The following is a 26,569-nucleotide window of genomic DNA, read 5'->3' on the forward strand; positions in this document are numbered from 1 at the left end:
GTCACCCTGCCAGGTCGGCGTCGAGCAGCGCCTGGATATCGGCATCCACCGCCGGATCGACGCCGAACCATTCGCGAAAGCCCAGTCGCGCCTGGTGCAGCAGCATGCCCGTTCCGTCCACCACCGGCAGCCCCCGCGCGGCGGCGGCCCGCAGCAGCGGGGTCATGCGCGGAACATAGACGATGTCGGCCACCACCATGCCGGCCGGCGCACGCGCCAGGTCGGGCGCGAACACGTCGTCCGGTCCGCCATGCATGCCCAGCGACGTCGTGTTGACCAGCAGGGCATGGTCCGGCAGGCCGTCCGTCCAGCGGTCCCAGTCGGTCACGGCAATCCGTGTTTCGGGGGATGCCAGCGCGTGGGCCAGATCTTCCGCCCGGGCGCGGGTCCGGTTGGCGATCGAAACCGCAATCCCCCTGTCCGTCAGGCTGGCCACGATCGCCCGCGCGGCACCGCCGGCGCCCAGCACCAGGGCGGGACCGCGCGTGACATCGACGCCGTGGGCTTCCAGATTGGCGACGAAGCCGTCGCCATCGGTCGAATGGGCTTCGATCCGGCCGTCCCCGGCGAAGACCAGGGTGTTGACCGACCCGGAACGCACCGCCGAGCGATGCAGGTGATCGGCGATGGCGAACGCCGCTTCCTTGTGCGGGATGGTCACGTTGGCGCCGCGAAAGCCCGCCGCCTGCAAGCCGCGCACCGCGACATCGAACAGGCCCGGCCGCACCGGCAGCGGGACATAGGCCCCGTCGATCCCGTACCGGGCCAGCCAGAAATTATGCAGCAGCGGCGAGCGCGAATGCGATACCGGCCAGCCGATCACTCCGGCCAGCATCGTCCCGCCGCCGATCGCCCGTCGCATGGGGGGGACGCCGGTCATGCCGAGTACCGTGCCCAGGCGCGCGGCAGCAGCCGCGCCAGGCGCCCGGCCCACTCGCGCTGTCCTTCCGCATCGGCCACCAGGTCCTGGCGGATTTCCAGTTCCACATGCGGCAGGCCACGGGCCTCGGCATGGACGGGGATCGTGTAGTCGCTGCCGTCGGTCAGGGCATAGGGTTCGTTGTCGCCCACGACCAGGTCGCCTTCCTCATCCAGCAGATCCTTCAGGATCAGGCCGAAGCGCGGGTCGTGGTTGTGCAGGATGCCGACATGCCAGGGGCGCGCGACGCCGCCCATTTCCGGGGTGAAGCTGTGCAGCGCCACCACCACCGTGGGCCGGTCCCGCCGGGCGGCCAGTTCGCCGGCGATGCGATCATGATAGGGGTGGAAGATCGCAGACAGGCGCCCCGCGACCGCCTCCGCATCCAGATCCGCATTGGCGGGAACCACGACCCCGTCGCTGGCGCCCACGATCGATGTCGGATGGCCCGGCGCGCGGTTGCAGTCGATCACCAGCCGGGAATAGGCCTGTTCGATCAGGATCGTGTCCAGCCGTTCGGCCAGAAGCCGCCCCAGTCCGGCCATGCCGATATCCCACGCGATATGACGGTCCCAGTCCGGCGCCGCCACGCCCAGGTCGCCCAGCCGCGCGGGCACGGCCCGCCCCCCGTGGTCGCTGACCAGAAGAAAGGGCGATTCCCCGCTGCGGCCACACACGGCGACCGGCGCCGGATCACCCGCCCCCAGCAGCGTTCCCTGCCCGGTTTCATCGCGTCGCGCTGCTTCGTCCCTCACCTGTCTTCGCCCCCTGCCGGCTCCGTCCGTCGGGCAGCTTTACCCCGTGCGGGAATGCGGCGAAAGCCGCATGGCATCACCCGCCGGCCGCCAGATGGCGCAGCCGGGCGGGCAGGTCCGGCGCGTCCCACAGCACGGGACCGCTGATGCGCAGGATTTCGCGCCCGCCACGGTCGATCACCAGGCTGACGGGCACCCCGTCCTCGTGCAGCGCGGTCGGGACGCGCATGTCCGGGTCGCACAGGACCGGCAGGCCCGCGATGCCATGGGCATGGTAGAATCGGCGCACGGTCGCGGCCCCGCCATGGTCCACCGACACGGGCAGGACGGCGATGTCGCCCGCAGGCGCCACCTGCCGGGCCAGCACCGACAGGGCGGGCATTTCGGCGACGCAGGGCTGGCACCAGGTGGCCCACACATTCAGTACCACGATCCGCCCGCGCCAGTCGGCCGGCCGGTGCGTCGCTCCGCCCTCATCCGTGAAGGCAAGGTCCGGCAGCGCGCGCGGCGGATGCTCCGCCCGGGTCGGCAGCGCGACCGGGGCCGGGCCCTCCTCGGCCATGGCGCGAGGCGCGAGGATGGAATTGCACCCGAGCCATGCGGCCAGTAGGGTGCCGCCATTCGCAAGCAGGGCGCGGCGATCGACGGGTTCCGTCAGAACGCGTTTCGTCAGGATCTGGGGCATGGAATGTCTGTGAACGAAGAAAATGGTGCGGGCAAGGACGCGTCACGGGCGAACGCCCAGTGGGGCGGCCGGTTCGCGGGCGGCCCTTCGGCCATCATGCAGGACATCAATGCCTCGATCGGCTTCGATCATGTGCTGTGGAGGCAGGATATCGCCGGGTCGCTGGCTCACGCCGCCATGCTGGCCAGGACCGGCATCATCAGCGCGGACGATGAAGCCGCGATCCGCCGGGGCCTGACCGAAATCGGGGCGGAGATCGAAGCCGGGCGCTTCGATTTCAGCACCGCCCTGGAAGACATCCACATGAATATCGAGGCCCGCCTGTCCGACCGGATCGGCGAGGCCGGCAAGCGCCTGCACACCGCACGGTCGCGCAACGACCAGGTCGCCACCGATTTCCGCCTGTGGGTACGCGACGCCATCGACGGACTGGACGCGCAGGCGGCGTCGCTGATGCGCGCGCTGTGCCGCCGTGCAGAGCAGCACGCGGCCGACCCCATGCCCGGCTTCACGCATCTTCAGACGGCCCAGCCCGTGACCTTCGGCCATCACCTGATGGCGTATGTGGAAATGCTGGGGCGCGACCGGGGGCGGCTGGCCGATGCGCGCCGCCGCCTGAACGAATGCCCGCTGGGATCGGCCGCGCTGGCCGGCACGTCCTTCCCCATCGACCGGCGGATGACGGCGGCGGCGCTGGGCTTCGACCGGCCCACCGCCAATTCGCTGGACGCCGTGTCGGATCGCGATTTCGCCCTGGAATACCTGTCGGCGCTGTCGATCATGGCCATGCACCTGTCGCGCCTGTCCGAGGAAATCGTGATCTGGTGTTCGGCCCCGTTCGCGTTCGTCCGCCTGTCGGACGCGTTCACCACCGGGTCGTCGATCATGCCGCAGAAGCGCAACCCGGACGCCGCCGAACTGGTGCGGGCCAAGATCGGCCGCGTCACCGGGGCGCTGGTCGGGTTGCTGACCGTCATGAAGGGCCTGCCGCTGGCCTATGCCAAGGACATGCAGGAGGACAAGGAGCCGGTCTTCGCCGCGACCGATGCCGCCGCCCTGTCGCTGGCGGCATGCGACGGCATGATCCGCGACCTGACCGCCAATACCGACCGGATGCGGGCCTATGCCGGATCGGGCTTTTCCACGGCGACCGACCTGGCGGACTGGCTGGTGCGGGTGCTGAAGCTGCCGTTCCGCACCGCGCACCACGTCACCGGCCGGCTGGTGGGCCTGGCGGAAAGCCGGGGGGTCGATCTGTCCGACCTGTCACTGGCGGACATGCAGGCCGAGGAAGCCGGCATCACCCAGGACATCTTCTCGGTCCTCACCGTCGAATCCTCGATCGCCTCGCGCACCAGCGAGGGGGGGACCGCGCCGGACAATGTCCGCGCCCAGGCCGCCCGCTGGCTGGCCGTGCTGGAGAACGGGGCATGAGGCGCGCGATCGGCCTGCTGGGTGCCGTACTGCTGCTGGGCGCGCTGGCCGGCAGCCTTGCGGCCTGCGGCAAGAAGGGCGCCCCCGAGGCCCCCGGCCCGGCCTCCAAGATGACCTATCCCCGCACCTACCCGGCCCCCGACTAAGGGGGCCGCTCCTAGACACGCGCCGGGGCGGTTCCCTTTCCCGAAGGATCGGATGCCCGTTGCGTGCCGTCGATGACCCTGCGGATCCGCTTCGTCAGCGGGCTCTCGACAGAGCGATAGACCGCGACACCGGTCGCGATCGCCAGAATGACGGCGGCACATCGTGTCGGCACCGTATGCAGGCCCGGTCCGTAATGCAGCAGCCGGAGCGCCGCCTGGGCCGCGTCGAACGCGACCTGCTGGAACAGGTAGATGGAATAGGACGCATTTCCCAGCATCAGCGCGAAGGGCAGCGTCGGCATCAGGTCCTGGCGTTCAATCCACATCAGCATGGCGACCAGGAAAACCGTCGCCGCGCCGCTGAACAGAAGGGGAAAGACAAACCCTGCCCCGATCATGGCGCCGACAAGGGCCGCGACAAGACCGGCCGTGGGCCAGGGGCGCAGCTTCGCGAGATTGAGCCCGAATATCGCCCCGAGGCAGCAGCCGGCCAGGAATTCCAGCAGATACGGACTGGTATAAAAACGCAGGAGATCGCCCCCCTGCGGGACGACCACGCCACAGACTGCCAGCGAGAGGAATATCAGCGCCAGGACAGGCAGCCGGTAGCGGCCGGGCATCAAAAGCAGGGCACCGAAAACCAGATAAAAGAACATCTCGTAATTCAGCGTCCAGCCGATAAACAGCGTCGGCATCATGACGCCGTGCTCGTTCGGCGAGGGAACGAACAGGCACGAGAGGAGAAGATGCCCGATTCCATGGGAATAGATGGACGGCGTGCAGATCCCGACGGACGCCAGCACGAACGTGGCAGCCGTGGCGATCCAGTACATCGGCGCGACACGCGTCACCCGGTCGACATAGAAATTCAGCGGCCTGATCGTCCGCCCTTCCGTCAGCGAGACCATGATGATGCCGCTGATGATGAAGAACAGGCCAACCCCGTATTTCCCCACGCGGAAAACGGGCGACACGCTTTGAAACTGGTGAAACAGCACCACCCCGACAGCGGCAAGAGCCCGGAGATACTGAAGCGACAGTATGACCCTGCGGCCTTGCCTTATGCTTGACGGCATTCGAGCATGTCCTGTCCTGTCGGGGTCCGGCAAAAAGCGTAAAGACCGGCCTCGGGGCTTGTCCACGCTTTTCTGCCTTCCTGTCCCCGGGGCTTCTGGACAGCCTCAGAAGGATTTCAGCAGCCGGTCCAGGTAATCCAGTTCCTCGCGCGGGCGGGTGCGGTCGGAGTCGCGGCGGCGGAGTTCCTGCTCGATCTCCCGCGCGCGTTCGCGCGACATCGTATCCGGCACGTGGGTGTCGGAATCCAGCCCGTCCTTGCCCTCGCCGGTCCGGCGGCCCAGCGGGTCCCGGTCGCCGTGCTGGTCGTCCGCCTGGTCGCCTCCCTGGTCACTTCCCTGATCACTTCCCTGGGCACTGTCGCCGCTACCGCCCGGTTCGCCCTGGCCGCCCTCGCCCGATCCGCTGGTGAAGCCGGGCAGGAAGCTGGTCGCGCCGCCCTTGCCCGAACCCTTCATCGCCTGGCGCATCTGCTGGTCGCCCTTCTGCAGGTCGGCCAGGGCCTTGCGCTGGGCCTCGGCGGCGGCGGTGTCGTTGCCCTGGGCCAGGGCGGCGCGCGCGTCCTTCATCGCGCCCCCGGCATCGGCGAAGCCGGACGGCGCGTCCTTTCCGGTCAGGCCCTTGAATTCCTGCCCCAGTTCGTCCAGCGCCCGCCCCAGCGCGTGCTGCACGGCGCGGTCGGCGTGCCGGACCTCCTCGTTCGGCGGATTGGGCGCGCCGGGTGCGGACGCATCCCCCGACGGCGGCGCGTCGGGCCCCTGCGCCGGCCCGGCGTCTCCGGGCTGCGGCTCGTCGGCCGGCGGCCCCTGCATGTCCGGCGGGGGGCGCAGCCCCAGCCGGCGCAGCAGTTCGGCGGTGGGCATGCTGGCCAGGTCGCCATCCACTCCCTGTCCCGGCATCTCGTCCTGGGTGGCGCGGCGCGCGGCCTCGGCGCGTTCCTGGGCGTGGCGGACGCGGTCCAGGCGGGACTGGCTGTGGTCCAGCAGGCCGGATTGCCGGCGGATCAGGTCCTGCAGCGCGTCGCGCTGTTCGTTGGCCTGCTGGCGGGCCTGCATCTGGCGCGCCATGTCGGCCAGGTCCTGCGGCGTGGCGGAGCGCATGTGCTCCAGCATGTCTTCCATGCGCTGCAACGCCTGCATCGCCTCGGCCGAGCGGCCGTTGCGGGCGGCGTCCTGCATCTGCTGCATCATGCGCGACAGGGCCTGGTCGCCGTTGCGGGTCAGGCCCTGCAGGTCGGGTATCGCGGTGTGCGACTGCACGGCCTGCTGCGCCAGCGCCTGCATCCGGCGCATGATCGCCTGGCGCAGCGTCTCCATCCGGCGCTGCAGTTCGGCCTGTTCCTCGGGCGACTGGCCCTGCGCCCCCAGCGCGCGCATGCGGTTCAACTGCGCCGCCACGGCGTCCTGCGCCGCGCGAACGTCCAGGGCCGCCCGCGCAGCGGCGCTTCCGCCCTGCCGGCCGTCCTCGATCTCCAGCGCCAGGTACCACAGCCGCGCCACCGCCTGGTCCACGGCCGCGTGCGGATCGACATCCGGGCTTTCCAGCAGGGCGGCGGCGCTGGTCAGGTTCAGCAGCAGGCCGGCGTCGTTCTGGAACGGATCGGGCGTTTCGCCCAGCGCCATCAGGTCGCTCGCGGCGGCGGTGCGGCGCTCGCGGCCCGTCGCGACCCGTCGCCGGACATCCAGCACCGCCTTGGCCATCGGGCTGCGGAACAGGCGCGCGCCCAGGTGGAACCGGGCTTCGGGGCTGACGCCCTCATGGCCGCTGGCGCTGGTTGCCACCAGCCGGCCCACGACCTCCTCGCCCGCCCACGGGTCGGCGGACAGGTCGGGCATGGCAATGCCCGTGACGTCCTTCGGGTGGCCGTCGATCGGAATCGGCACGGTCAGCACGCGCGGGGCTCCCCCCTTTTCGCCGCCGGCCAGACGCAGCTCGGCCCGCAGCGACGTGATGCCGTAGGCCTGCCGCGCGGCATAGGGCAGCCGCGTGCGCCATTCGCCCCGTCCGGCGCCGGCACCCGCCCCCCATGCGACCGTCGGCGCCGCATCGGGCAGGACAGTCACGGTCCACCGACTGAACGACCGCCCCCGTCCGCGCAGGGTCAGCGACGCGCTGGCCAGCAGCGGAACGTCCGCCGACCAGCTTTCCGCCCCCAGGGCGCGAAACCGGTCGGGCCCCACTGCCGGGCCCGATGCCGATCCGGTGGCGACGACGCGCAGCGACGGACGGCCGCGCAGGTCGGTCACGCTGATGCTCAGCACCGCCCCCTGGGGCACGGTGGCCCGGCCCGTGCGATCATCCAGGAAGACCGGGGCCCCGGGGGCGTAGGATGGCGGCGTGATCCAGGCCTGGATATGCGGGCGCGGCGCCCCCGGATCGTCCAGGCCAGGCCAGAAGGCGGCTTCCAGCCGGCCGGGGGCGTCGCCGCCCGCCCACAGCAGCGCGGCCAGCAATCCCGGCAGCAGCACATAGCCCACGCGCCACGGATCATGCGCCGCCAGCGACAGGCGCGGCCAGCCGGCCCGCAGCCGGCCGATCGCCCGCCCCGTCCGCCGCAGATGCGCGTCCCACAGGGCGACCCGTTCGACCCGGGCGGCGGCATCATGGGGAGCGGCATCGGCACCGGCGGGGTGGTCGGCCAGGGTCTGCAACGGGCGGTGCGCCAGACCCGACGCGCGTTCGATCCGCCGGTCCACTCCGGCGGGGGTGGGCGCGGTCACGCGGCGCCCGCGCCAGACGATCCACGCGGCCGCGCCACCGGCCAGCGCCAGCAGAAGCGCCGCATGCGCCAGATCGGGCAGGCCCTGCGGCAGGCCCAGCAGGCCCGCGATCAGATAGGCGGCAAGTCCGCCCAGCACCGGCAGCAGGACCGGCCAGGCGCCCTCGACCCACAGGACCTGCCGCGCGCGATACCGCGCGGCCGCCAGCCGGACCGGAAACGACGACAGCGCCGCCCCCGTATCCGCGACATCCTGGGGGGGAGCGGTCCCGCCCGTCATGCGGCGCTCAGGCCCCCACCGGCTGGGGGGCAAGCCAATCGGGAACCCGGTCCGCCGCCCACAGGCTTTCGACCGGCTGCCGGGCGCGGATCACGCTCCAGCGCCCGCCATCGACCAGGACCTGCGCGGCCAGCGGGCGGCCGTTATAGGTCGAGCTCATGACCATGCCGTAGGCGCCGGTATCCAGCAGGGCGACCGCCGCGCCGTCACCCATGCGCGGCAGCATCCGGCCGGTGGCGAAGGAATCGGCGCTTTCGCAGACCGGTCCCACGACGTTCACCGATTCGACCGGCTGGACCGCGTCACGGGCGGACAGCGGCAGGATACCATGCCACGAATCGTACAGGCTGGGCCGCGCCAGGTCGTTCATCGCCGCGTCCAGGATCAGGAACGGCGGCAGCCCGTCCTGCCCGGCCTTGCGCAGGATCACCCGCGACAGCAGCACGCCGGCCGGACCGGCCAGCCAGCGGCCGGGCTCGATCGCCAGCCGCACGTCCAGGTCACCCAGTTCGGCGCGGATCGCACCCGCCAGGGCCATGGGCGCGCCCTCGACCTCGTCACGGTAGCGGATTCCCAAGCCGCCGCCGCAATCGACCAGCCCGACGGACAGGCCGCGCGCCCGCACCGCGCGCACCAGGTCGGCCACCCGCGCGAATGCGGCGCGGTAGGGGCCCATGGCCACGATCTGGCTGCCGATATGCACCGAGAACCCCAGCGGATGCAGTCCCGGCAGCGCCGCCGCGCGGGCATACAGGTCGGCGGCCCGGGCATAGGCGATGCCGAACTTGTTGGTCGAAAGGCCGGTCGTGATCTTCTCGTGCGTTCCGGCGTCCACATCCGGGTTCACCCGCAGCGTGATGCGCGCCGTGCGGCCGGCCGCGACGGCGACGTCGGACACGACGTCCAGTTCCTCGGCGCTTTCGACCGCGATGTGGGCGATGCCCTCGGTCACGGCCAGGTGCAGTTCGTCCCGCGACTTGCCGACGCCGGAAAAGACGATACCGGCCGCCGGAATGCCGGCGGCGCGGGCGCGGCGCAGTTCGCCGCCGCTGACGACGTCAGCCCCCGCCCCTTCGGCCGCCAGGACACGCAGCACCGCCAGATGGTCGTTCGCCTTCACCGCGAAATGGATCGACGGGGCCAGCCCCGCGTCACGCAGGGCGCCCGCCAGGCGGCGATAGCGCGCGCGCAGGGTCCCTGCCCCCATGACCCAGGTCGGCGTTCCCACCGCGTCCGCGATCGCGTTCAGCGGAACGTCCTCGAACACCAGGCCGTCGAGCGCATGCATCGACAGATGCGGGCGGGCGGCCAGCAGGTCTGCCACGGTCGGGTCCTGCTCGGCGAGCCGGGAAGATGGGTCGGTCATCCCGTCAGGATAGTGGCTCCGGCCCACGGTTCCAAGGTCCGCGCGCATGGGCCGCGCGATACTGTTCGCAGCACCGGCGATCCGATAGACAGACCCTGCCTTCGGGAGGAACGACAATGTCCGACGATCCGCTGATCGATGCCGCGGTGGCCGTCCGCGCCAACGCCTATGCCCCCTATTCGCGCTTCCACGTCGGTGCGGCGCTGCGCTGCGCGGACGGCCGGATCTTCGTGGGCTGCAACACCGAAAACGCGGCCTATCCCGAAGGCATCTGCGCCGAAGGGGGAGCGATCGCGGCCATGGTGGCCGGCGGCGGCCGGCAGATTGCCGACATCGTCATCAGCGGCGGGGGCGATCGGGCCTGCGCGCCCTGCGGCGGATGCCGGCAGAAGATCCGTGAATTCAGCGCCCCCGGCCTGACCGTTCGCATGGTCGGGCCGCAGGGCACGCCGCTGCTTGTCCGCTCGCTGGCCGAATTGCTGCCCGACGCGTTCGGCCCCGAAGACCTGGCCTGACTCTGCCTAGGCCCGCCGCCCTGCATTCAGCCGCCGTTCGCCCGCCACGTCGCGCGACGCCGCCAGCCCCCATCCGACCATCAGGAAGAACCACCCCGCCGTCCGCACCGTGAACAGCGCGCTGTTCGAGGCCACCGGCCACAAGATCACGCAGCAGATCACGCACAGCATGGCCTGCTGCGGGGCCTCGACGGGCGAAAGGGCCCGCAGCATCCGCCACAGCCAGGCCGCCGCCATCGCGACGAAACAGGCCAGGCCGGGCAGCCCCGCCGTGGTCGCGACCTCCAGATAGATATTATGGGGATGAATGTTGCAGCCGGCGCCGACGGGGACGTGGAAATCGTATCCGAACAGCGACAGGTCGCGGGCAAAGGACGGATTCGGACAGAAATCGCGAAACCCGTCCGCGCCCAGCCCCAGCCATGGATGCTGGCGCACCATGGCGGCCGCGCGAATATAGATATGGCCGTAATCGCTGTCGGGAAAATCGCGGATCTGCGCCAGGAAATGCACCACCAGCTTGGCATAGGCCGGCGGCGAGAGGATCGGCAGCAGGAACAGCCCCACCACGCCGGCCATTCCGGCCGCGAAGATCGCCCAGCGGGTCGAGGGAACGAACAGTGCCGTCAGCACCAGCCCCAGCCCGAACAGCAGGGTGGGCATGCGCTGCCCGATCAGCAGCATCGTCACCACTAGGAACATGATAAGGGCGATGCCCGCCAGTTTCGGCCGCCAGGACGCTGCCTGCAGCCGGCGCAGGGCGAAGGGCATCAGGCCGGGGAACACGACCATCAGCAGCGCGGCGCCCGCGCGGGGTTTATAGAACGGCCCCGTCAGCGCCCCGTCCGGCCAGCGCGGGAAGCCCCAGATGTTGTAGCCCAGCAGATATTGCTGCCAGCATTCCACCACCAGCCAAAGCGCGGCCACAGTCACGACGGCCCCCAGCCAGCGCCGTGAGGCCGCGTCGCGCAGCACCCAGCGTTCCAGCGCCGCGCTGAACAGGAAGAACCGGATCAGGACGCAGGCCTCGGCCACCGCATGGGACGATCCATGCAGGGCCGACGACAGGATCGCGAGCCCGCAGAACAGCAGGGCGAAGGCGAACCATCCCCGGCGCCACCAGTCATTCGCGCGCGTGCGGATGCAATGCACGAGGAACAGCAGGCCGATGGCCGACATGATGCCGTCGCTGATCGCCCGTCCCCGCAACTGGAAAAACGGCATGACCATCATCATCGCCAGGGCGATCCATCGCGCGACCGAATCGAATGCCGCACCGCGCCAGGTCGCTTTTTCCATCGTCATCCACACGCTCGTGTCCGTTGTCCGGGGCATCTTCCATACAAGCAGGACCTGCGCATGGCGACCCGTGGCGCACGATCAGGCCGCCGGAGCCTCGCGGGTCGTCACGCGGCGAATCCGGCTGCCGGCGTGCGGATTGACGTAATGGAACAGGGCCGTCGCGCGGATCTGGTCGTGATCGCAGGGTTCGTTCGCATGGACCGAGCGATAACCCCAGAAAAAATAGACATTCCCCGGTCGCATGCGCACCAATGTCGGCCGCCGGGTGCGCGACGTGGCGATCCTTTTCAGGGCCATCTGGGTCAATATGTTGTCCAGCAGGACCTTGTCGACCAGGTTGCGCAGATAGGTCTTCCTGATTGTCCGCGTGTTGGGAAACATGATCAGGTCTCCGGCCCGCCCGGTCGACGGCATGATGATCGGGACAAGCGCCGTGACGACATAGGAATCATAATGGAACAGGTAGGCGTGCCGTTCCCCGATCCTGCCGGACAGGCAGCGCAGGACCTGATAGAACGGCTTGTCCGGCGCGGGCTCCCCTACTCCCTTGCGATAGATCGTCCGGACGGCCTGCATGAATTCCGGCGACGATGCCAGCATGCCCAGCAGCGTGTCCCGTACGCCGTCCAGCCCGGTCAAGGCGACATATTCCCCGCCGGCATCGGCGACCTTGCGTTCGACGAACAGCCTCAGGGACGCCAGATGGTCCACGGAAATGCAATCGACGGCCACGCCAAATCCCTGCCGGTCCATGTCCCCGGCGATGCGGGCCAGACAATCGTCGGACAGGGCGGGAAATACCGGTTCGGACACGGCGGCCTACGAACCCGGACCAGGATCGCAGCCGGAAGCGTACCTTACACCTTCGTCGTCGCTCATTGCCGCGCCCTCGGGAGTGCGGAACACACAACGACACAGAAAGGCCCCCGGTTGCTACGAAGGCGTTGTCATCCCGCAACGGGAGTTGTCGAAAACCGGCCATAAAATCAGGCGGCAAAACGGCACCGAACGTCCGAAAATACGTTATCAAATCGACAACGATACAAAAACGCCCCGATCTTGTTTTAGGTTAGAAACAAATAGAGCGAAACGACGACATCTCGGCTCACTGAATCGTGATTTCTGATTCGTCTATGATACCATTGGGACGTCCGCTCACGACCGGAGCCGGCCTGCAGAACATTGTTGGAAATCATGGAATTGGCGGAGGGGATGGGATTCGAACCCACGGTACGGCTTGACACCGTACAACGGTTTAGCAAACCGCCGCCTTCAGCCACTCGGCCACCCCTCCGCCGAGGAGCGTGTTTACACACGGCGTTTGCAGCGCTGCTTGTAGACTGTCGTCACAGCGCCGTCAAACCCCAAACCGGCCCGTGGCGGGCGGTTACAGAACTTTCTTCAGGGCCTCGTTCACCAGGGCTGGATTGCCCTTGCCGGCCATCGCCTTCATGACCTGACCGACGAAGAATCCGAACAGCTTGTCCTTGCCCGAACGGTATTCGGCCAGCTTGTCCGCGTTCGCCGCCAGTACGGCCTGCACGGCGGCGTCGATCGCCCCGGTATCGGTGACCTGCCGCAATCCCTTGCGCTCGACGATCGCGGCGGCGGGGTCGCCGGTCTCCAGCATGTCCTCGAACACTTCCTTGGCGATCTTGCCGTTGATCGTGCCGTCCGTGACCAGATCCAGCATGCCGCCCAGTGCGTCTGCGCTGATCGGGCTGTCCTGGATCGTGCGGCCGGTGCGGTTCAACGCCGCGAACAGGTCGCCGATCACCCAGTTGGCCGCCAGGCGCGGGTCCCGCCCGCGCGCGACCGTTTCATAGAAATCGGCGGTCGCCTGTTCGGCCACCAGCACCCCGGCATCATAGCGGGGGATGCCGTACTCGTCCTGGAAGCGCTGGCGCTTGGCATCCGGCAGTTCCGGCAGGACGGCGGCCAGCGATTCGACCCACGCTTCCTCGATCACCAGCGGCAGCAGGTCGGGATCGGGGAAATAGCGGTAATCGTGGGCGTCTTCCTTGCTGCGCAGCGAGCGTGTCTCGCCCCGCGCGGGGTCGAACAGGCGGGTTTCCTGATCGACCTCGCCGCCGCTTTCCCAGATTTCCACCTGGCGGACGGCCTCGACCTCGATCGCCTGCATCACATAGCGAATCGAATTGACGTTCTTGATCTCGCACCGGGTGCGGAACGGCTCGCCCGCCTTGCGGACCGACACGTTCACGTCGGCGCGCATCGAACCTTCTTCCATGTTGCCGTCGCAGGTGCCCAGGTAGCGCAGGATCATGCGCAGCTTGCGCAGATAGGCCCCGGCTTCCTCGGGCGTGCGGATATCGGGTTCGCTGACGATTTCCATCAGCGCGACGCCCGCGCGGTTCAGGTCGATGAAGGACCGCGTCGGGTCCTGGTCATGCATCGACTTGCCGGCATCCTGTTCCAGATGCAGGCGCGTGATCCCGATGGTGCGGGTCGCGCCGTCGGCCAGTTCGATTTCGACCGCGCCCTCGCCGATGATCGGATGGGCGAACTGGCTGATCTGATAGCCCGTCGGCAGGTCCGCATAGAAATAGTTCTTGCGGTCGAACCGGCTTTCCAGGTTGATCCGCGCCTTCAGCCCCAGGCCGGTCCGCACCGCCTGGGCCACGCATTCGCGGTTGATGACCGGCAGCATGCCGGGAAATCCCGCATCGACCAGGCTGACATGGGTGTTCGGCTCGCCCCCGTACGAGGCCGAGGCGCCCGAGAACAGCTTGGACCGGCTGATGACCTGGGCGTGGACTTCCAGCCCCACGACCAGTTCCCAGGGGCCGGTACGGCCTTCGACCAGATAGGTCATCACACCACCTCCGCGCGCAGGGCGGGACGGTGCGTGAAGGCCGCCGCCCGTTCGATGGCGCTGGCGGCCGCAAGCACCGATTCCTCGTCGAACGACCGGCCGATCACCTGCAGCCCCAGCGGCAGGCCCGTGGTGCTGAGCCCCGCCGGGACCGACATGGCGGGTACGCCGGCCATGCTGGCGGGCACGGTAAATACGTCGTTCAGATACATCTGTACCGGATCATCCATCTTTTCGCCCTGCGCGAAGGCCGGCGACGGCGCGGTCGGCGTCAGCAGGACATCGACCGTGCGGAACGCCTGTTCGAAATCCCGTCGGATCAGGTTGCGGACCTTCTGCGCGCGCAGATAGTACGCGTCGTAATAGCCGGCCGAGAGGACGTAGGTCCCCATCAGGATGCGGCGCCGGACCTCGGCCCCGAATCCCTCGCGCCGCGTCGCCTCGTACAGCTCGTCCAGAGACGCCGCCGGCACGCGGCGGCCGAAGCGCACGCCGTCATAACGCGCCAGGTTGGACGAACATTCCGCCGGCGCCACGATATAATAGGTCGCCAACCCGTATTTGGTGTAGGGCAGCGACACCTCCACGATCTCGCACCCCGCGTCGCGCAGCCAGGCGATGCCCTGCTCCCACGCCGCCTCGATTTCGGCGGGCATGCCGGCGACGCGGTATTCGGCGGGAATGCCGACCTTCATGCCCTTCAGCGACCGGCCGCAGGCGGCGCGGTAGTCCGGCACCGCGATATCGACGCTGGTGCTGTCTCGCGGATCGAACCCCGCCATCGACTGCAGCAGGATGGCGCAATCCTCGACCGTGCGCGCCATCGGGCCCGCCTGGTCCAGGGAACTGGCGAAGGCGATGGTGCCCCAGCGGCTGCACCGTCCATAGGTCGGCTTGATCCCCGCGATGCCGCAATAGGACGCGGGCTGGCGGATCGACCCGCCGGTGTCGGTGCCGGTGGCGCCCATGGCCAGGCCGGCGGCCACCGCCGCCGCCGACCCGCCCGACGACCCGCCGGGGACCAGCACGGTGTCGGTGTCACCCGCGCGCTTCCACGGATTTTCCACCGCGCCGAAGGCCGAGTTGATGTTGGCCGAACCCATCGCGAATTCGTCCAAATTGGTCTTGCCCACGAACACCGCACCGTCGCGCAGCAGGTTCGCCGTCACCGTGCTTTCGTACGGGGGCACGAAATCCTCCAGCATCCGGCTGGCGGCGGTGGTGCGCACGCCGTCGGTGCAGAACAGGTCCTTGATCCCCAGCGGAATGCCGGTCAGCGGCGCGGGCGCATCCCCACCGGCCAGGATCGCATCGGCGCGGCGCGCGGCGTCCAGCGCCTGCGGGGCGGTGACGGTGATGAAGGCGTTCAGCCGGCCGTTCAGCTTCTCGATGGCCGCCACGTGGGCGCCGACCAGTTCGACGGCGGAAAATTCCCGGCGCCCCAGCCCGTCCCGGGCCGCGGCGATCGTCAGTTCGGTCAGCATTATTCAACCACCTTCGGCACGGTATAGAACGGCCCCGCCGCGTCGGGCGCGTTCGACAGGACGGCATCGCGCGCGGCCCCGTCGGTCACCACGTCCTCGCGCATGCGCAGGGCGGCATGTCCGGTGCCGACCATCGGTTCGACGCCGTCGATATCCACCTCGTTCAATTGCTCGATCCAGCCGAGAATGCCGTTCAACTCCCCCTGGAGGGCGTGCAGGTCGGATTCGTCGATACCTATCCGCGCCAGCCTGGCGATACGTCGGACGGTCGCGGGATCAAGCGACATGAAGCATAACTTTCCATCATGATCTGAGGGGAATATCCTGCCGGCAGGACACCGCGCGGACCATAGACCCAGACCATGCCCCTGTTCAACATGCACCAGATCCGCGGCCAGCTTGGCCGCGACCAACGGCTGCTGGGACTCGATCCCGGCCAGAAGACGATCGGCCTGGCGCTGTCGGACGTGTCGCTGATGCTGGCCTCGCCCTACGGCGCATTGCGGCGGGGCAAGCTGTCGGTGGTGGCGGCCGAGATCCGGCGCATCGCCGCGCGCGAAGGCGTGGGGGGGCTGGTGTCCGGCCTGCCGCTGTCCATGGACGGCAGTTTCGGCCCGGCGGCCCAGGCGGCGCGCGACTGGATGATCAGCCTGTCCGAGCAGGTCGGCCTGCCGGCGGCGATGTGGGACGAACGCCTGTCGTCCAGCGCCGTGAACCGCATGCTGATCCAGGATGCGGACATGACCCGGCAGCGCCGCGCCGAACTGGTGGACAAGCTGGCCGCGTCCTACATGCTGCAGGGCGCGCTGGACGCCACGGCGGAATGACCCCGCCACGATAACGCGGCGGCGGTTCGACATGGCATGATTTCAAAAGGAAATTCCGAAGGATGGTGGGCGCAACAGGGATTGAACCTGTGACCCCTACCATGTCAAGGTAGTGCTCTACCGCTGAGCTATGCGCCCATCCGTTCGGTGAACAGGCTTCTAGCCGGGCTGGTGGCGTTGCGCAACCCGTCCGTGCGGAAAAAACGACATCCCGTATCCATTTTCGCGAAGCCTTTGAGAAAACGGGATAAATCATCCTGACGATCATGATATGGATGCGCCGGAGCGTCTGTGAGCAACCGAGGTGAATGACGAATCAGACCCTGTGCCGGCCCCTTTCGTGCTGGTGCCGCCGCGTGTCGCGGGCATACCGCTGGTCGTCGCCTCGCCCCATTCGGGCCGGGCCTATCCGCGGGATTTCCTGGCGCTGTCCCGCGTCGACTATATGGCGCTGCGCCACAGCGAGGATTTCCATGTCGACGAATTGCTGGCCGACGCACCCGACCTCGGCGCCAGCCTGATCCATGCCACGTTCCCGCGCATCTATTGCGATACGAATCGCGAGGCCGGGGAACTGGACCCCGCGATGTTCGACGCGCCGCTGCCGCCGGGCTGCAACAGCACGACCCAACGGGTGCGGGCCGGACTGGGCGTGATTCCCCGCATATCGGCCACCGGCCTGCCCCTGTATCGCCGGCGCCTGCCCCTGGCCGAGGCGCATGCGCGAATCAGCCGGTTCTGGGCGCCCTACCACGCCGCGCTGTCAACGCTGCTGGACGCGCAGGTCGCGGCCCACGGGGCCTGCCTGCTGGTCGATTGCCATTCGATGCCCGGAATCCGGCCCGGCATCGGGCAGGAGGCGCCGCATTTCGTGCTGGGGGACGTCTGGGGCACATCCTGCGCCGCGCCGATCACCGCCGCCGCCGAGGAATCGCTGCGTGCGCAGGGGTTCAGGACCTGCCGCAACGCGCCCTATGCCGGAGGGTACATCACCCGCCATTACGGCAACCCGGCCGCCGGGCGGCACGCGCTGCAGGTCGAGATCAGCCGGCCGCTCTATATGGACGAGAGCCGGCTGGTCCGTCGCGAGGGATTCGCCGCCATGCGCACCGTCATGACGACGCTGCTGCGCGCGATGGCCGGTGTGGCTGCCGGATTGTCCCGCGCCCCCGTGCCGTTACCCTGACGCGGTCAGCCCGCCGCGGGCGGCTGCCCGTTGGGGGTCTGCTGGTTCACCGCGGCCGGCAGGAACTGCGCCAGCGCCGGCAGCAGCGTCGAGGCCGGCAGGCCCGTGCGGTCCACCATGGCCTGCACCTGCTGGTTCGACAGGATCGAACGCAGTTCGTCGGGCGATACCGGCAGGTTCTGCCCGTTGCCGATCCAGGATCGCACCTTGTCGCCCAGGCCCGCCTGCTCGGCCTGCGCCAGCAAAGTCGAGATTCCCTGGGGCGAGGTCAGTTCGCCCAGATGCTGATGAAGCTGATCGGTCAGGCCGAACTTGTCGGCCAGTTCCGTCACCGTGTTCATCAGTCCGTCAAAGAGTCCAGCCATGATCCACCTGCCTATGCCGATCGCGCGTCTCGCGAACGTCCTATTATCACGCAGGCCTGCGCGCCCGGGGCAAAAAAAAGCGGTGCCGAAGCACCGCCAAGTCTAGGGAGGAAACGTCCAAGAAGCAGGTGCTCACGCAACGCTGCAACACCCCATTGATGACCCAAATCACATTTAAGTGTCAAGAAAATTAGTGAGCCGCACTGCAACTGCCAGGCCCGCCGCGAATCGCGATGATGCGCGACACCGCTATGCTGCTGGATATGCTGGGAATATGCCGGGCCTGAAAAGCTGGATCTCTATGGCGGATCCAGCCGGATGGTGGGTGCGACAGGGATTGAACCTGTGACCCCCGCCGTGTGAAGGCGATGCTCTACCGCTGAGCTACGCACCCATCCGTGCCGGTGGGGCCCTCTTAATGGATCTGCCCCCCCGTCGCAAGGGGGGCGCGTCACACAGACGTCAAAAACCGAACATGTGGTCCAGCGAGAAGGCCCCGTCCTGGCCCATGACGCCGTGATATCCGAACAACCGGCATGTGGTGTCGCGGATCATGACATAGCCCCCCTGCCCCGCCTGCGCGATGGCGGCGGCACCGAACAGGCGGTGCGGCCAGATCATGGCCGAGCCCGAGCAGGCGATGGTCATCGCCGTTTCCACCACGACGCGCCCCGCCCCGTCATGCAGGCCCAGCACGGTATGGGAATACGGGCGCCACGCCGCCGATGCCGGATAGATCAGGCAGCAGAACGCGTCGCCCAACCCGTTGCCGCCTTTCAGGAACAGGCGCGTGCTCAGGCCCGGCGGCGGCCCGGAATAGGATTGCGGTTCGCCCCTATAGGTCATGACGGTGTTGAAGACATGGGCGCCGAAGCTGGTTTCCGCCGCATGCCCGCCGTCACGGGCCACGAATCGCACCAGGGCGTGCAGCCAGCCATCGGCCTGCCCACCGTCGCGGAAATCATAGACCAGTTCGGCATGACCCTCCGGCACGCCCAGTTCCGCCAGATCCTGCGCCAGATCGTGGTCGCGCGGCAGGCAGCCCAGGAATTTCCGGCCGGTCGGCCGGCCCGCCGGATCGAAGCAATCCAGGCGCAGCGGCAGGGTCATCTGCGAGTCGGCCATCGGCACCGGCTGGACGATCGTGCGGAACCGCGCGGGGTCCAGAATCGGGAACGGCAGAAGGTAGCCACGCCCCAGGCTGGCCGGCAGGGCCGGAATGCCTGGATCGGGCCGCAGGTCCGCCCGCTCGACGTTCAGGTGGGCGATGCGCGTCCTGGCGGCCGAGGTGACCTCGTAGCGCGGGCGCACGACATGGCGGCCCGAGCGGAATTCGATCTGCGCCGGCCATGCCAGACCGGACAGGCTGTCGGAAACGCGAATCGCCACCGTCTGGTAGGGACCGATGGACTGCGTGATCGGGACATGCCGGTCCTCCCCCATGCGATTGAGGCTCATCGTCCCCGGGGGAATCGTCATGGCGTGGCTGTTCTGCACCCACAGCACCACGTCCTCGCCCGCATCGGGGGCCGGCAGGTTGGCGTAGCGGTCGGACGGCCAGGCATTGGCGTCGTGCGTCACCGACAGGCTGCGATTGCCACCGGTGCCGTATGTGTCCAGCGCGTATTTCACCACGTCATGGCCCGCAACGCCGACGGCATGCACGAAAAGCTGTCCCACGAAGGGCGCCAGGCCGAAACGCGCACGCACCGCGCCGCTGTCGATGACGATGGCGCCGCCCCCGTCGGGCACGGCTTCCTGCCACGTCGCCAGCACCGTCCCGTCCGCGCCGAACAGGCGAAGCCACAGCCGCACCCCGGACGCGCCATAGCGCGACCAGTAATTCGCCGTGACCAGCCGGGTGGACAGCCCGTCCGCGTCGCGGAAGAAGGCATGGTTCGTCGCGAAATTCAGCCGGTCCAGATAACGGTCACGAACGGTCAGCAAGTCGTCCGGCAGACGCAGCGCGTCCAGCGCCAGGAACCGCGCCCCCGGCGGCAACAGATGGGCGATACGGTCGCGGACGCGCGCCCCATCGAAGGTCACGGCCAGCACGACCGCAGCCCGCGCCTGCCCCAGGTCGACCAGCGCCCGCGCCGGCCCCGCCGCCGTCGGTTGCCCGACACGCAGCGTGTCATGGACATACACGCCCTCGACCACACCCAGTCCCGCCGCCTGCCCCGGCGCCGGATCGGGGCACAGGGCATGCAGCATCGCGAACATGCCGTCCGGATCATACACAGCGACCGGCCCGGCGGCACGGATCTCCGCCAGCAGCACCGACAGCGCCTCGGCCGCCAGCGGATGGGCCAGCGCCTTGTAGAGAACATTGCCGCCCGCCTGGGCGTCGTAGGTGTGGATGTCCAGCATGCGGCATTCATACCGCAGAATCCGGCAGCCAGAAATCGGGCCGGGCATTACGCTATGGACATCCATGCCCGACCCAGACCGCAGCGAATTGTCCGAGCATTCGGCTCTCTGCTTCATGGCGACGTTCGATCCGGCATTCAGGCTCACGACGCACCCGGCAGAAGGTTGAGATCTCGGACACCTTTCGCCCACGACAGGCATAATTTTAATGTCGCCTTAAAATGATTTTCTGAGTGTCCGTCCGAGATCATTGTTTTTAATTACAGATCTTTCTGAGCATCAATCGAACTGACGCCCATCGGAGGAAAGCGAGTGCATTGCGATTGAGGCACTCCCAATCCTTGCCCAGGCGTCGGCAGCGGTTCAACCAGGCGATGGTGCGCTCCACGATCCAGCGCTTGGGCAATACCACGAATTTTCCGACGTTACAGCGCCGCACGATCTCGACATTCACAGAACGGCAGACATGAGCCAGTCCCTGCTGAAACTTTGCCCCCCTGATAGCCAGCGTCGGCGTAGAGTTTCAGGAGGAACGGATACAATCCGAACAATGTCGCCATCAGCATGACACCGCCATCACGATCCTGGATATCGGCCGCGTGGGCCGTTGCCTCCATCAACAGGCCCTGCGTATCGACGAGGACATGCCGCTTCTTGCCCTTGATCCTCTTGCCGGCGTCAAAACCGGACGGATCGATGCGCCGCCCCCTTTTTCGGCACTCTTGACGCTCTGGCTGTCGATGATCGCCGCTGTCGGACTGGCCTCACGGTCCGCCTGCTCCCGACACAGGACGTAGAGCGCATGATGCAGACGATCGAGTGTTCCGTCATGCTGCCAGCGGCAGAAATAGTAATTCACCGTGCTGCGCGGCGGGAGGTCTTTCGGGATCGCGCGCCACTGGCAACCCGTTCCAAGAACATACATCAGGCCATTCATGACCTCCCGTATATCCACTGTCCGCTTGTTACCGCCACGCCGGGCAGCCGGGATCAGAGGTTCGATCAGCGACCATTCCTTGTCCGTCAGGTCACTCGGATAGCGAAGCTGGCTCCGGTCATATCGGGCACGGTTCTCGGCGGTCCACATCAGCAACTCCTGCGAATCGGGCGCGCTGACAGGGAATCACAAACGATTCCAATGATTCAAGATGATCTTGGACGAACACTCAGTTGGATGAAAGTTCCAGAGCAACTCACCTCATTCACATAGCAGCAACAGATTACCCCTCCCTGACAGGCCTAGAAAAAATTTAGACAGAAGGGGTAGCGTCCGCGTACAGAACCAACTCTGTGCTGAATACCTGATGTTGTCGAAGGAATATACGATAATCTGGAACCATTTTTTTACATACAAAGCCACCTCCCATAAATGAAGCGGATTGTGATAAACGCAGATTGCCAATTTCGGCTTGTTTTTATTTATTGTCTTCATGCCTCCCAATAAAGCATCTACTTCGCCCCCTTCTATATCCATTTTAATGAAGGTGGCATCCGGGCAAAGATGATCAATGGTATCAATCTGAATATCAACGTTCCCGTCTACGGAAATTTTTGAAACAGTAGACGTGTTATTTTCCTGATGAAATTTCACTGCCTCCCGTCTTTTTCCTAATCCGCAATTCATTGCATGGACATTGGGGATTTTCTCTTGCTCGATAAGGAGTTTCAGTTTTTGAAAATTCATCGAATTCGGCTCAAACGCGTAATACTTCTGATAGATCCCATTGGAGAATTTTAAAAAATCTCGAAGCGTGTCACCAGTATATGCACCAGCATCGACAAAAACTTCATTTCTATCTATTTTTATAAAATCTTGAAAATATTGACCAGACCGACATACATTCCGAACAAAACTATCACTTCCTGTTATTTGAGATTTAATATAGGAGACAAATGTCTCCTTGGATAAATCATCATCCAAAATTTCAAAAATAGATGAAAATTTTTGCGCATTATTTAAAATAAATTCAGAATTTATTTCGTCGAGATAATGAGGGCTAAGAAAAAAATAATGTACTGAAACAATATCCTTACAATTTAGCGATATAACAGCTTCCATGCCTCTCTTTATATCTGCCATTCCCAGGACAACAAAAAATTCGGCGTATTTTTCCTTTATGTCATCAAAATGCAGAACCCCCAGTCGCTTTTCGTATGTTTCGTCAACAAATCTATCCGCGATATAAATATTTTCTTTCGCGAGAAATTTCTCAACGGTAGAGGCATACTCGCCAGCTCCGTACATAACAATGGGGATTTTTTTTCCCCTCAGCGCGTCAAGAGACGCTATTCTCTCATTGATGAGTCCATAAAATTCTTCCAAAAACATTGAAAACTCCAAATTATTCTACTTCTATTCCCGGACCGGCATTTCTAACCATTTAATCTCGGGCCTGCTAACACTCAAACTGGAAGAGCCTGCCATTCCCCCGACCATGTTGCTTTCCGCTGACCTTGCCCCCTGAAATGCCCTCGATTTGAAGTAATACCAACGGTTATAGACACAGACCTGTGTGAGCCCACTTTCTGAGCCCGATGGATCGGATGGTGTCAGGCAGGGCGGCAAGCTTGTTCCAGGCGGAACAGGCGGCGTCGATGATATGATCGATGCCGTCGAAGACGGTGTTGGACAGCCAGTTGGCGCGCAGGAACTGCCAGACATTTTCGACCGGGTTCAGTTCGGGCGCGCGGGACGGCAGGAAGATCAGGCTGATATTGCGGGGCAGCTTCAGCTTGTCGGTGGTATGCCATCCTGCGCGATCGAGCAGCACGACGGCGTGGGCACCGCGGACGACGCAGCGCGAGATTTCCTCGATGTGCAGTTGCATGCTGGCGGTGCCGATGAACGGGAGCGCCAGGCCGGCGGCTTTGCCACGCGCCGGACAGATCGCGCCGAACAGCCAGGCATTCTCGTAGCGCTGATCAGCCGGCTGGCGTGGCCGCGTGCCGCGCCGGGCCCATTGTCGGACGATGCCGTTCTTCTGGCCGATCCGGGCTTCGTCCTTACATGAGGGTTCAGGTGTCAACGTATTTTCGCGATGGCGTGTCTCCTGTCCCTATGGTCTTAAGTCAGGTGCTTTTATGGGCTCGGGGCCCTTCCGTATCGCAGCAGCGGCTGCATCACCTTACATGCGGTCGGATCGCGCGAGCGACCCGCACCATAAGCCTCTTGCACCGAGGCTCTGCCCCGACGACGCGCGACCCACCTGAAACGCGGTAGCGTGGCGCTACCAAAGAAGAAGACGGTCGCGTTCCCCGTATCGCCGCCGACGACTGATCGGCCCGCGGCACTTCTGTCTATCTATTCTGCGGTCGTTCCGGTGCCGAATGCGAGACCGTCCGGTATCGATCCTGTCTCCACATAGCGCCAAAGCGCAATCAGAAGCTTTCTCGCCATGGCCACGATCGCAATGCGGCGTGTCCGCCCTTTCAAGGTGCCGACGCGCTCACGAAACCATGAGGCGAGCCCGCTTGCGGGCTGATAGCGTAGCCAAAGCCAGGCGAGTTGGATCATCGCCGTCCGCGCTCGCGGGTTTCCGGCCCGGCTGATGCTTCGATCACGATCCATGCTGCCACTTTGATAAGGCATAGGCGTAATGCCGACGTAACTGGCCAGTTGGCGACGGTTGTCGAAGCGGCGATAGAACACCTCCCGAACGAGAACGGCAGCGAAATTCTCGCCGATGCCGCGGATCTGTTTCAGCGAGACGATCTTTTGAGTCACACGGTCATCCATCGCTGCGGCGTCCAGTGTCTTGGCCCGTTCAGTTTCCAGTTCTCGGATCAGTTCCAACGCCAGGAGAAGCCGACGACGCAGGCGGTCGAGTTCAGCACGAAGGAACGGCGGCAGTTCCCGCCCGTCGCCCGTGCGCAACGCGGCGACGTCGCGTTCCCAGGACCGTAACGACGGTCTACCCCGGATGCCCTGGGTAAACAGCAGCGCCTCTATTCTGTTTTCGATACGCAGCCTTTCCTGAACAAGGTGTTCGCGTTCGCGGTGTGTACGTTTGGCATCCTCCTCGTCGGGCGTCGGCACACGCAGCATGCTGCATATCTGGCGATCACCATTGAGCCATGCCGCAAGAACACGCAGCATGCCTTCCGCGTCGAGACGGTCCGTCTTGGCCCGACGTGCGCGACGATTGACCAGAATGCTCGTGGGCTCAAGCACATACGCGGCGATGCCGTGCGCTGTCAGCAAACGATACAGCCAGAAGCCATCGCGGCCGGCCTCGAAACAGCATGACACCTCCGCGACATCACCCGGCTGGGTCGACGCGCGCGTTTGAAGCTCCGCGATCAATTTCAGCAGCCCTGAGGCGTCTCCACCTTCGAGGCGATGCAATCGGGATTTCGTGGCTCCCGAGATAGTCTTTACCGCGACAAGCCAGGAGGAAACGCTGAGTTCGATGGCAATGTGAATGGCGTTCTCGGATGACATGGCAGGAACTCCCTCGTCATTGGTGCTGACACGCTTGAGATTGAGCCTTTCTTGCCGGCGGTGTCTGCCCTCATAGCATCTGGAACCAGATCTCGATCGGCTTGCCCTTGGGCAGATGGCCGGTATGGGCATTCAGGATGCGGGGGAAGTTTTTTTGAATGCCTCCATGACGCCAGCGTCCTGACCCGGGTGACGTGGCCGGGCGCTGATACCAACTCCTGTTTGTTAAAACCCATGTGCCCAAAGTCGTAGCCCGAGGGACATAATGCGCCAGGGCTGGTCGACGAGCTGGTTCCAGGCGGGCAGCAGACGCCCATACCGGCCATCTACCGAAGGGAAAGCCGATCGAGATCTGGTTCCAGATGCTATGAGGGCAGACACCGCGGCAAGAAAGGCTCAATCTCAAGCGTGTCAGCACCAATGACGAGGGAGTTCCTGCCATGTCATCCGAGAACGCCATTCACATTGCCATCGAACTCAGCGTTTCCTCCTGGCTTGTCGCGGTAAAGACTATCTCGGGAGCCACGAAATCCCGATTGCATCGCCTCGAAGGTGGAGACGCCTCAGGGCTGCTGAAATTGATCGCGGAGCTTCAAACGCGCGCGTCGACCCAGCCGGGTGATGTCGCGGAGGTGTCATGCTGTTTCGAGGCCGGCCGCGATGGCTTCTGGCTGTATCGTTTGCTGACAGCGCACGGCATCGCCGCGTATGTGCTTGAGCCCACGAGCATTCTGGTCAATCGTCGCGCACGTCGGGCCAAGACGGACCGTCTCGACGCGGAAGGCATGCTGCGTGTTCTTGCGGCATGGCTCAATGGTGATCGCCAGATATGCAGCATGGTGCGTGTGCCGACGCCCGACGAGGAGGATGCCAAACGTACACACCGCGAACGCGAACACCTTGTTCAGGAAAGGCTGCGTATCGAAAACAGAATAGAGGCGCTGCTGTTTACCCAGGGCATCCGGGGTAGACCGTCGTTACGGTCCTGGGAACGCGACGTCGCCGCGTTGCGCACGGGCGACGGGCGGGAACTGCCGCCGTTCCTTCGTGCTGAACTCGACCGCCTGCGTCGTCGGCTTCTCCTGGCGTTGGAACTGATCCGAGAACTGGAAACTGAACGGGCCAAGACACTGGACGCCGCAGCGATGGATGACCGTGTGACTCAAAAGATCGTCTCGCTGAAACAGATCCGCGGCATCGGCGAGAATTTCGCTGCCGTTCTCGTTCGGGAGGTGTTCTATCGCCGCTTCGACAACCGTCGCCAACTGGCCAGTTACGTCGGCATTACGCCTATGCCTTATCAAAGTGGCAGCATGGATCGTGATCGAAGCATCAGCCGGGCCGGAAACCCGCGAGCGCGGACGGCGATGATCCAACTCGCCTGGCTTTGGCTACGCTATCAGCCCGCAAGCGGGCTCGCCTCATGGTTTCGTGAGCGCGTCGGCACCTTGAAAGGGCGGACACGCCGCATTGCGATCGTGGCCATGGCGAGAAAGCTTCTGATTGCGCTTTGGCGCTATGTGGAGACAGGATCGATACCGGACGGTCTCGCATTCGGCACCGGAACGACCGCAGAATAGATAGACAGAAGTGCCGCGGGCCGATCAGTCGTCGGCGGCGATACGGGGAACGCGACCGTCTTCTTCTTTGGTAGCGCCACGCTACCGCGTTTCAGGTGGGTCGCGCGTCGTCGGGGCAGAGCCTCGTGCAAGAGGCATTATGGTGCGGGTCGCTCGCGCGATCCGACCGCATGTAAGGTGATGCAGCCGCTGCTGCGATACGGAAGGGCCCCGAGCCCATAAAAGCACCTGACTTAAGACCATAGGGACAGGAGACACGCCATCGCGAAAATACGTTGACACCTG

The 26,569-nt window shown here is 65.7% G+C and carries 24 protein-coding genes, 3 tRNA genes and 2 pseudogenes; 6 read left to right on the plus strand and 23 right to left on the minus strand.

The window, feature by feature from the left end; all coding sequences use genetic code 11:
* Position 1 precedes the first annotated feature (1 nt).
* The 3 genes from GDI_RS14040 to GDI_RS14050 form a co-directional block, all read right to left on the minus strand.
* Positions 2-880, minus strand: a complete 879-nt coding sequence (locus tag GDI_RS14040) for a shikimate dehydrogenase (protein ID WP_012227204.1) — start codon at positions 878-880, stop codon at positions 2-4.
* The gene (locus tag GDI_RS14045; protein WP_012227215.1) at positions 877-1,674 is read right to left on the minus strand and encodes an N-formylglutamate amidohydrolase; all 798 of its coding nucleotides are present in this window, start codon (positions 1,672-1,674) and stop codon (positions 877-879) included. Before GDI_RS14045 ends, GDI_RS14040 begins: the two co-directional genes overlap by 4 nt.
* A gap of 76 nt (positions 1,675-1,750) precedes the next feature.
* Entirely contained in the window at positions 1,751-2,359 is a 609-nt protein-coding gene (locus GDI_RS14050; RefSeq protein WP_012227216.1) for a TlpA family protein disulfide reductase, read from the minus strand.
* Positions 2,360-2,362: 3 nt separating this feature from the next.
* Between GDI_RS14050 and argH the strand changes: the two genes are divergently transcribed.
* Both argH and GDI_RS20075 read left to right on the plus strand, forming a co-directional pair.
* Positions 2,363-3,793 carry an argininosuccinate lyase gene (gene argH / locus GDI_RS14055; RefSeq protein WP_012227217.1) on the plus strand — a complete coding sequence of 477 codons (1,431 nt, stop codon included), beginning with the start codon at positions 2,363-2,365 and terminating at the stop codon, positions 3,791-3,793.
* A complete protein-coding gene (locus GDI_RS20075; RefSeq protein WP_012227218.1) occupies positions 3,790-3,939 on the plus strand; it encodes a hypothetical protein in 150 nt (49 codons plus the stop codon). Before argH ends, GDI_RS20075 begins: the two co-directional genes overlap by 4 nt.
* Before the next feature lie 11 nt (positions 3,940-3,950).
* Here the strand turns inward: GDI_RS20075 and GDI_RS14060 are convergent, their stop codons facing one another.
* From GDI_RS14060 to lysA, 3 genes are all read right to left on the minus strand, one after another.
* A complete protein-coding gene (locus GDI_RS14060) occupies positions 3,951-5,015 on the minus strand; it encodes an acyltransferase family protein (RefSeq protein ID WP_041249496.1) in 1,065 nt (354 codons plus the stop codon).
* Between the two features lie 105 nt (positions 5,016-5,120).
* Positions 5,121-8,012: a DUF4175 domain-containing protein gene (locus GDI_RS14065; RefSeq protein WP_012227221.1), complete on the minus strand. Its 2,892-nt coding sequence runs from the start codon at positions 8,010-8,012 to the stop codon at positions 5,121-5,123.
* 7 nt (positions 8,013-8,019) lie between these two features.
* Positions 8,020-9,378 (minus strand): diaminopimelate decarboxylase, encoded by a 1,359-nt coding sequence (lysA, locus tag GDI_RS14070; protein ID WP_041249497.1) that lies wholly within the window; start codon positions 9,376-9,378, stop codon positions 8,020-8,022.
* Positions 9,379-9,494: 116 nt separating this feature from the next.
* Here lysA and GDI_RS14075 point away from each other — a divergent pair, with 116 nt between their 5' ends.
* On the plus strand, positions 9,495-9,893 hold the full coding sequence (locus GDI_RS14075) for a cytidine deaminase (protein WP_012227224.1): 399 nt from the start codon (positions 9,495-9,497) through the stop codon (positions 9,891-9,893).
* Positions 9,894-9,899: 6 nt separating this feature from the next.
* Here GDI_RS14075 and GDI_RS14080 read toward each other — a convergent pair whose 3' ends face one another.
* From GDI_RS14080 to gatC, 6 genes are all read right to left on the minus strand, one after another.
* Positions 9,900-11,198: an O-antigen ligase family protein gene (locus GDI_RS14080; protein WP_157871061.1), complete on the minus strand. Its 1,299-nt coding sequence runs from the start codon at positions 11,196-11,198 to the stop codon at positions 9,900-9,902.
* A gap of 75 nt (positions 11,199-11,273) precedes the next feature.
* Complete coding sequence (locus GDI_RS14085; protein ID WP_012227227.1) at positions 11,274-12,008, minus strand: hypothetical protein; 735 nt, start codon at positions 12,006-12,008, stop codon at positions 11,274-11,276.
* 388 nt (positions 12,009-12,396) lie between these two features.
* Positions 12,397-12,489, minus strand: a tRNA-Ser gene (locus GDI_RS14090).
* A 93-nt stretch (positions 12,490-12,582) separates the two neighbouring features.
* Complete coding sequence (gene gatB / locus GDI_RS14095; protein ID WP_012554914.1) at positions 12,583-14,031, minus strand: Asp-tRNA(Asn)/Glu-tRNA(Gln) amidotransferase subunit GatB; 1,449 nt, start codon at positions 14,029-14,031, stop codon at positions 12,583-12,585.
* Positions 14,031-15,515 carry an Asp-tRNA(Asn)/Glu-tRNA(Gln) amidotransferase subunit GatA gene (gatA, locus tag GDI_RS14100; RefSeq protein ID WP_012227229.1) on the minus strand — a complete coding sequence of 495 codons (1,485 nt, stop codon included), beginning with the start codon at positions 15,513-15,515 and terminating at the stop codon, positions 14,031-14,033. The genes gatB and gatA overlap by 1 nt, the downstream gene beginning before the upstream one ends.
* Entirely contained in the window at positions 15,515-15,802 is a 288-nt protein-coding gene (gene gatC, locus GDI_RS14105; protein ID WP_012227230.1) for an Asp-tRNA(Asn)/Glu-tRNA(Gln) amidotransferase subunit GatC, read from the minus strand. The genes gatA and gatC overlap by 1 nt, the downstream gene beginning before the upstream one ends.
* Positions 15,803-15,877: 75 nt before the next feature.
* Between gatC and ruvX the strand changes: the two genes are divergently transcribed.
* Positions 15,878-16,342, plus strand: a complete 465-nt coding sequence (gene ruvX, locus GDI_RS14110; protein WP_012227231.1) for a Holliday junction resolvase RuvX — start codon at positions 15,878-15,880, stop codon at positions 16,340-16,342.
* 63 nt (positions 16,343-16,405) lie between these two features.
* On the opposite strand, the gene GDI_RS14115 is transcribed toward ruvX, so the two are convergent.
* A tRNA-Val gene (locus GDI_RS14115) sits at positions 16,406-16,480 on the minus strand.
* A gap of 166 nt (positions 16,481-16,646) precedes the next feature.
* Between GDI_RS14115 and GDI_RS14120 the strand changes: the two genes are divergently transcribed.
* The gene (locus tag GDI_RS14120; RefSeq protein WP_012227233.1) at positions 16,647-17,528 is read left to right on the plus strand and encodes an N-formylglutamate amidohydrolase; all 882 of its coding nucleotides are present in this window, start codon (positions 16,647-16,649) and stop codon (positions 17,526-17,528) included.
* A gap of 5 nt (positions 17,529-17,533) precedes the next feature.
* Here GDI_RS14120 and GDI_RS14125 read toward each other — a convergent pair whose 3' ends face one another.
* From GDI_RS14125 to GDI_RS19850, 10 genes and pseudogenes are all read right to left on the minus strand, one after another.
* The gene (locus GDI_RS14125) at positions 17,534-17,893 is read right to left on the minus strand and encodes a YidB family protein (RefSeq protein WP_012227234.1); all 360 of its coding nucleotides are present in this window, start codon (positions 17,891-17,893) and stop codon (positions 17,534-17,536) included.
* Positions 17,894-18,212: 319 nt separating this feature from the next.
* Positions 18,213-18,287: transfer RNA gene (locus GDI_RS14130), tRNA-Val, on the minus strand.
* A gap of 68 nt (positions 18,288-18,355) precedes the next feature.
* The gene (locus GDI_RS14135) at positions 18,356-20,263 is read right to left on the minus strand and encodes a hypothetical protein (protein ID WP_041249498.1); all 1,908 of its coding nucleotides are present in this window, start codon (positions 20,261-20,263) and stop codon (positions 18,356-18,358) included.
* Positions 20,264-20,519: 256 nt separating this feature from the next.
* A complete protein-coding gene (locus GDI_RS20325; protein WP_322786470.1) occupies positions 20,520-20,717 on the minus strand; it encodes a transposase in 198 nt (65 codons plus the stop codon).
* On the minus strand, positions 20,689-20,961 hold the full coding sequence (locus GDI_RS20330; protein ID WP_322786482.1) for a transposase: 273 nt from the start codon (positions 20,959-20,961) through the stop codon (positions 20,689-20,691). Before GDI_RS20330 ends, GDI_RS20325 begins: the two co-directional genes overlap by 29 nt.
* Positions 20,880-21,350 carry an IS5 family transposase gene (locus tag GDI_RS20335; RefSeq protein ID WP_041249499.1) on the minus strand — a complete coding sequence of 157 codons (471 nt, stop codon included), beginning with the start codon at positions 21,348-21,350 and terminating at the stop codon, positions 20,880-20,882. The genes GDI_RS20330 and GDI_RS20335 overlap by 82 nt, the downstream gene beginning before the upstream one ends.
* A 111-nt stretch (positions 21,351-21,461) precedes the next feature.
* Positions 21,462-22,592: an FkbM family methyltransferase gene (locus GDI_RS19305; RefSeq protein ID WP_081482900.1), complete on the minus strand. Its 1,131-nt coding sequence runs from the start codon at positions 22,590-22,592 to the stop codon at positions 21,462-21,464.
* 166 nt (positions 22,593-22,758) lie between these two features.
* Positions 22,759-23,268, minus strand: a pseudogene (locus GDI_RS14145) (IS630-like element ISGdi5 family transposase); the annotation flags it as partial.
* A gap of 296 nt (positions 23,269-23,564) precedes the next feature.
* Positions 23,565-24,704, minus strand: coding sequence for an IS110-like element ISGdi7 family transposase (locus tag GDI_RS14150; protein WP_041249500.1), 1,140 nt, complete (start codon positions 24,702-24,704; stop codon positions 23,565-23,567).
* Positions 24,705-24,783: 79 nt separating this feature from the next.
* Positions 24,784-24,914: pseudogene (locus tag GDI_RS19850) on the minus strand (IS630 family transposase); the annotation flags it as partial.
* 230 nt (positions 24,915-25,144) lie between these two features.
* Between GDI_RS19850 and GDI_RS14155 the strand changes: the two are divergent.
* Positions 25,145-26,284 (plus strand): IS110-like element ISGdi7 family transposase, encoded by a 1,140-nt coding sequence (locus tag GDI_RS14155; RefSeq protein ID WP_012553902.1) that lies wholly within the window; start codon positions 25,145-25,147, stop codon positions 26,282-26,284.
* The last annotated feature ends 285 nt before the right edge of the window (positions 26,285-26,569 follow it).

Source organism: Gluconacetobacter diazotrophicus PA1 5, from assembly GCF_000067045.1.
GTDB classification, from domain to species: domain Bacteria; phylum Pseudomonadota; class Alphaproteobacteria; order Acetobacterales; family Acetobacteraceae; genus Gluconacetobacter; species Gluconacetobacter diazotrophicus.

Bases quoted from the DNA above. Each gene is read 5' to 3' on its own strand.
- GDI_RS14040 (WP_012227204.1), bottom strand. From the start codon at position 880: ATGACCGGCGTCCCCCCCATGCGACGGGCGATCGGCGGCGGGACGATG.
- GDI_RS14050 (WP_012227216.1), bottom strand. From the start codon at position 2,359: ATGCCCCAGATCCTGACGAAACGCGTTCTGACGGAACCCGTCGATCGC.
- argH (WP_012227217.1), top strand. From the start codon at position 2,363: ATGTCTGTGAACGAAGAAAATGGTGCGGGCAAGGACGCGTCACGGGCG.
- GDI_RS20075 (WP_012227218.1), top strand. From the start codon at position 3,790: ATGAGGCGCGCGATCGGCCTGCTGGGTGCCGTACTGCTGCTGGGCGCG.
- GDI_RS14060 (WP_041249496.1), bottom strand. From the start codon at position 5,015: ATGCCGTCAAGCATAAGGCAAGGCCGCAGGGTCATACTGTCGCTTCAG.
- GDI_RS14065 (WP_012227221.1), bottom strand. From the start codon at position 8,012: ATGACGGGCGGGACCGCTCCCCCCCAGGATGTCGCGGATACGGGGGCG.
- lysA (WP_041249497.1), bottom strand. From the start codon at position 9,378: ATGACCGACCCATCTTCCCGGCTCGCCGAGCAGGACCCGACCGTGGCA.
- GDI_RS14075 (WP_012227224.1), top strand. From the start codon at position 9,495: ATGTCCGACGATCCGCTGATCGATGCCGCGGTGGCCGTCCGCGCCAAC.
- GDI_RS14080 (WP_157871061.1), bottom strand. From the start codon at position 11,198: ATGACGATGGAAAAAGCGACCTGGCGCGGTGCGGCATTCGATTCGGTC.
- gatB (WP_012554914.1), bottom strand. From the start codon at position 14,031: ATGACCTATCTGGTCGAAGGCCGTACCGGCCCCTGGGAACTGGTCGTG.
- gatA (WP_012227229.1), bottom strand. From the start codon at position 15,515: ATGCTGACCGAACTGACGATCGCCGCGGCCCGGGACGGGCTGGGGCGC.
- gatC (WP_012227230.1), bottom strand. From the start codon at position 15,802: ATGTCGCTTGATCCCGCGACCGTCCGACGTATCGCCAGGCTGGCGCGG.
- ruvX (WP_012227231.1), top strand. From the start codon at position 15,878: ATGCCCCTGTTCAACATGCACCAGATCCGCGGCCAGCTTGGCCGCGAC.
- GDI_RS14125 (WP_012227234.1), bottom strand. From the start codon at position 17,893: ATGGCTGGACTCTTTGACGGACTGATGAACACGGTGACGGAACTGGCC.
- GDI_RS14135 (WP_041249498.1), bottom strand. From the start codon at position 20,263: ATGCTGGACATCCACACCTACGACGCCCAGGCGGGCGGCAATGTTCTC.
- GDI_RS20335 (WP_041249499.1), bottom strand. From the start codon at position 21,350: ATGTGGACCGCCGAGAACCGTGCCCGATATGACCGGAGCCAGCTTCGC.
- GDI_RS19305 (WP_081482900.1), bottom strand. From the start codon at position 22,592: ATGTTTTTGGAAGAATTTTATGGACTCATCAATGAGAGAATAGCGTCT.
- GDI_RS14150 (WP_041249500.1), bottom strand. From the start codon at position 24,704: ATGTCATCCGAGAACGCCATTCACATTGCCATCGAACTCAGCGTTTCC.
- GDI_RS14155 (WP_012553902.1), top strand. From the start codon at position 25,145: ATGTCATCCGAGAACGCCATTCACATTGCCATCGAACTCAGCGTTTCC.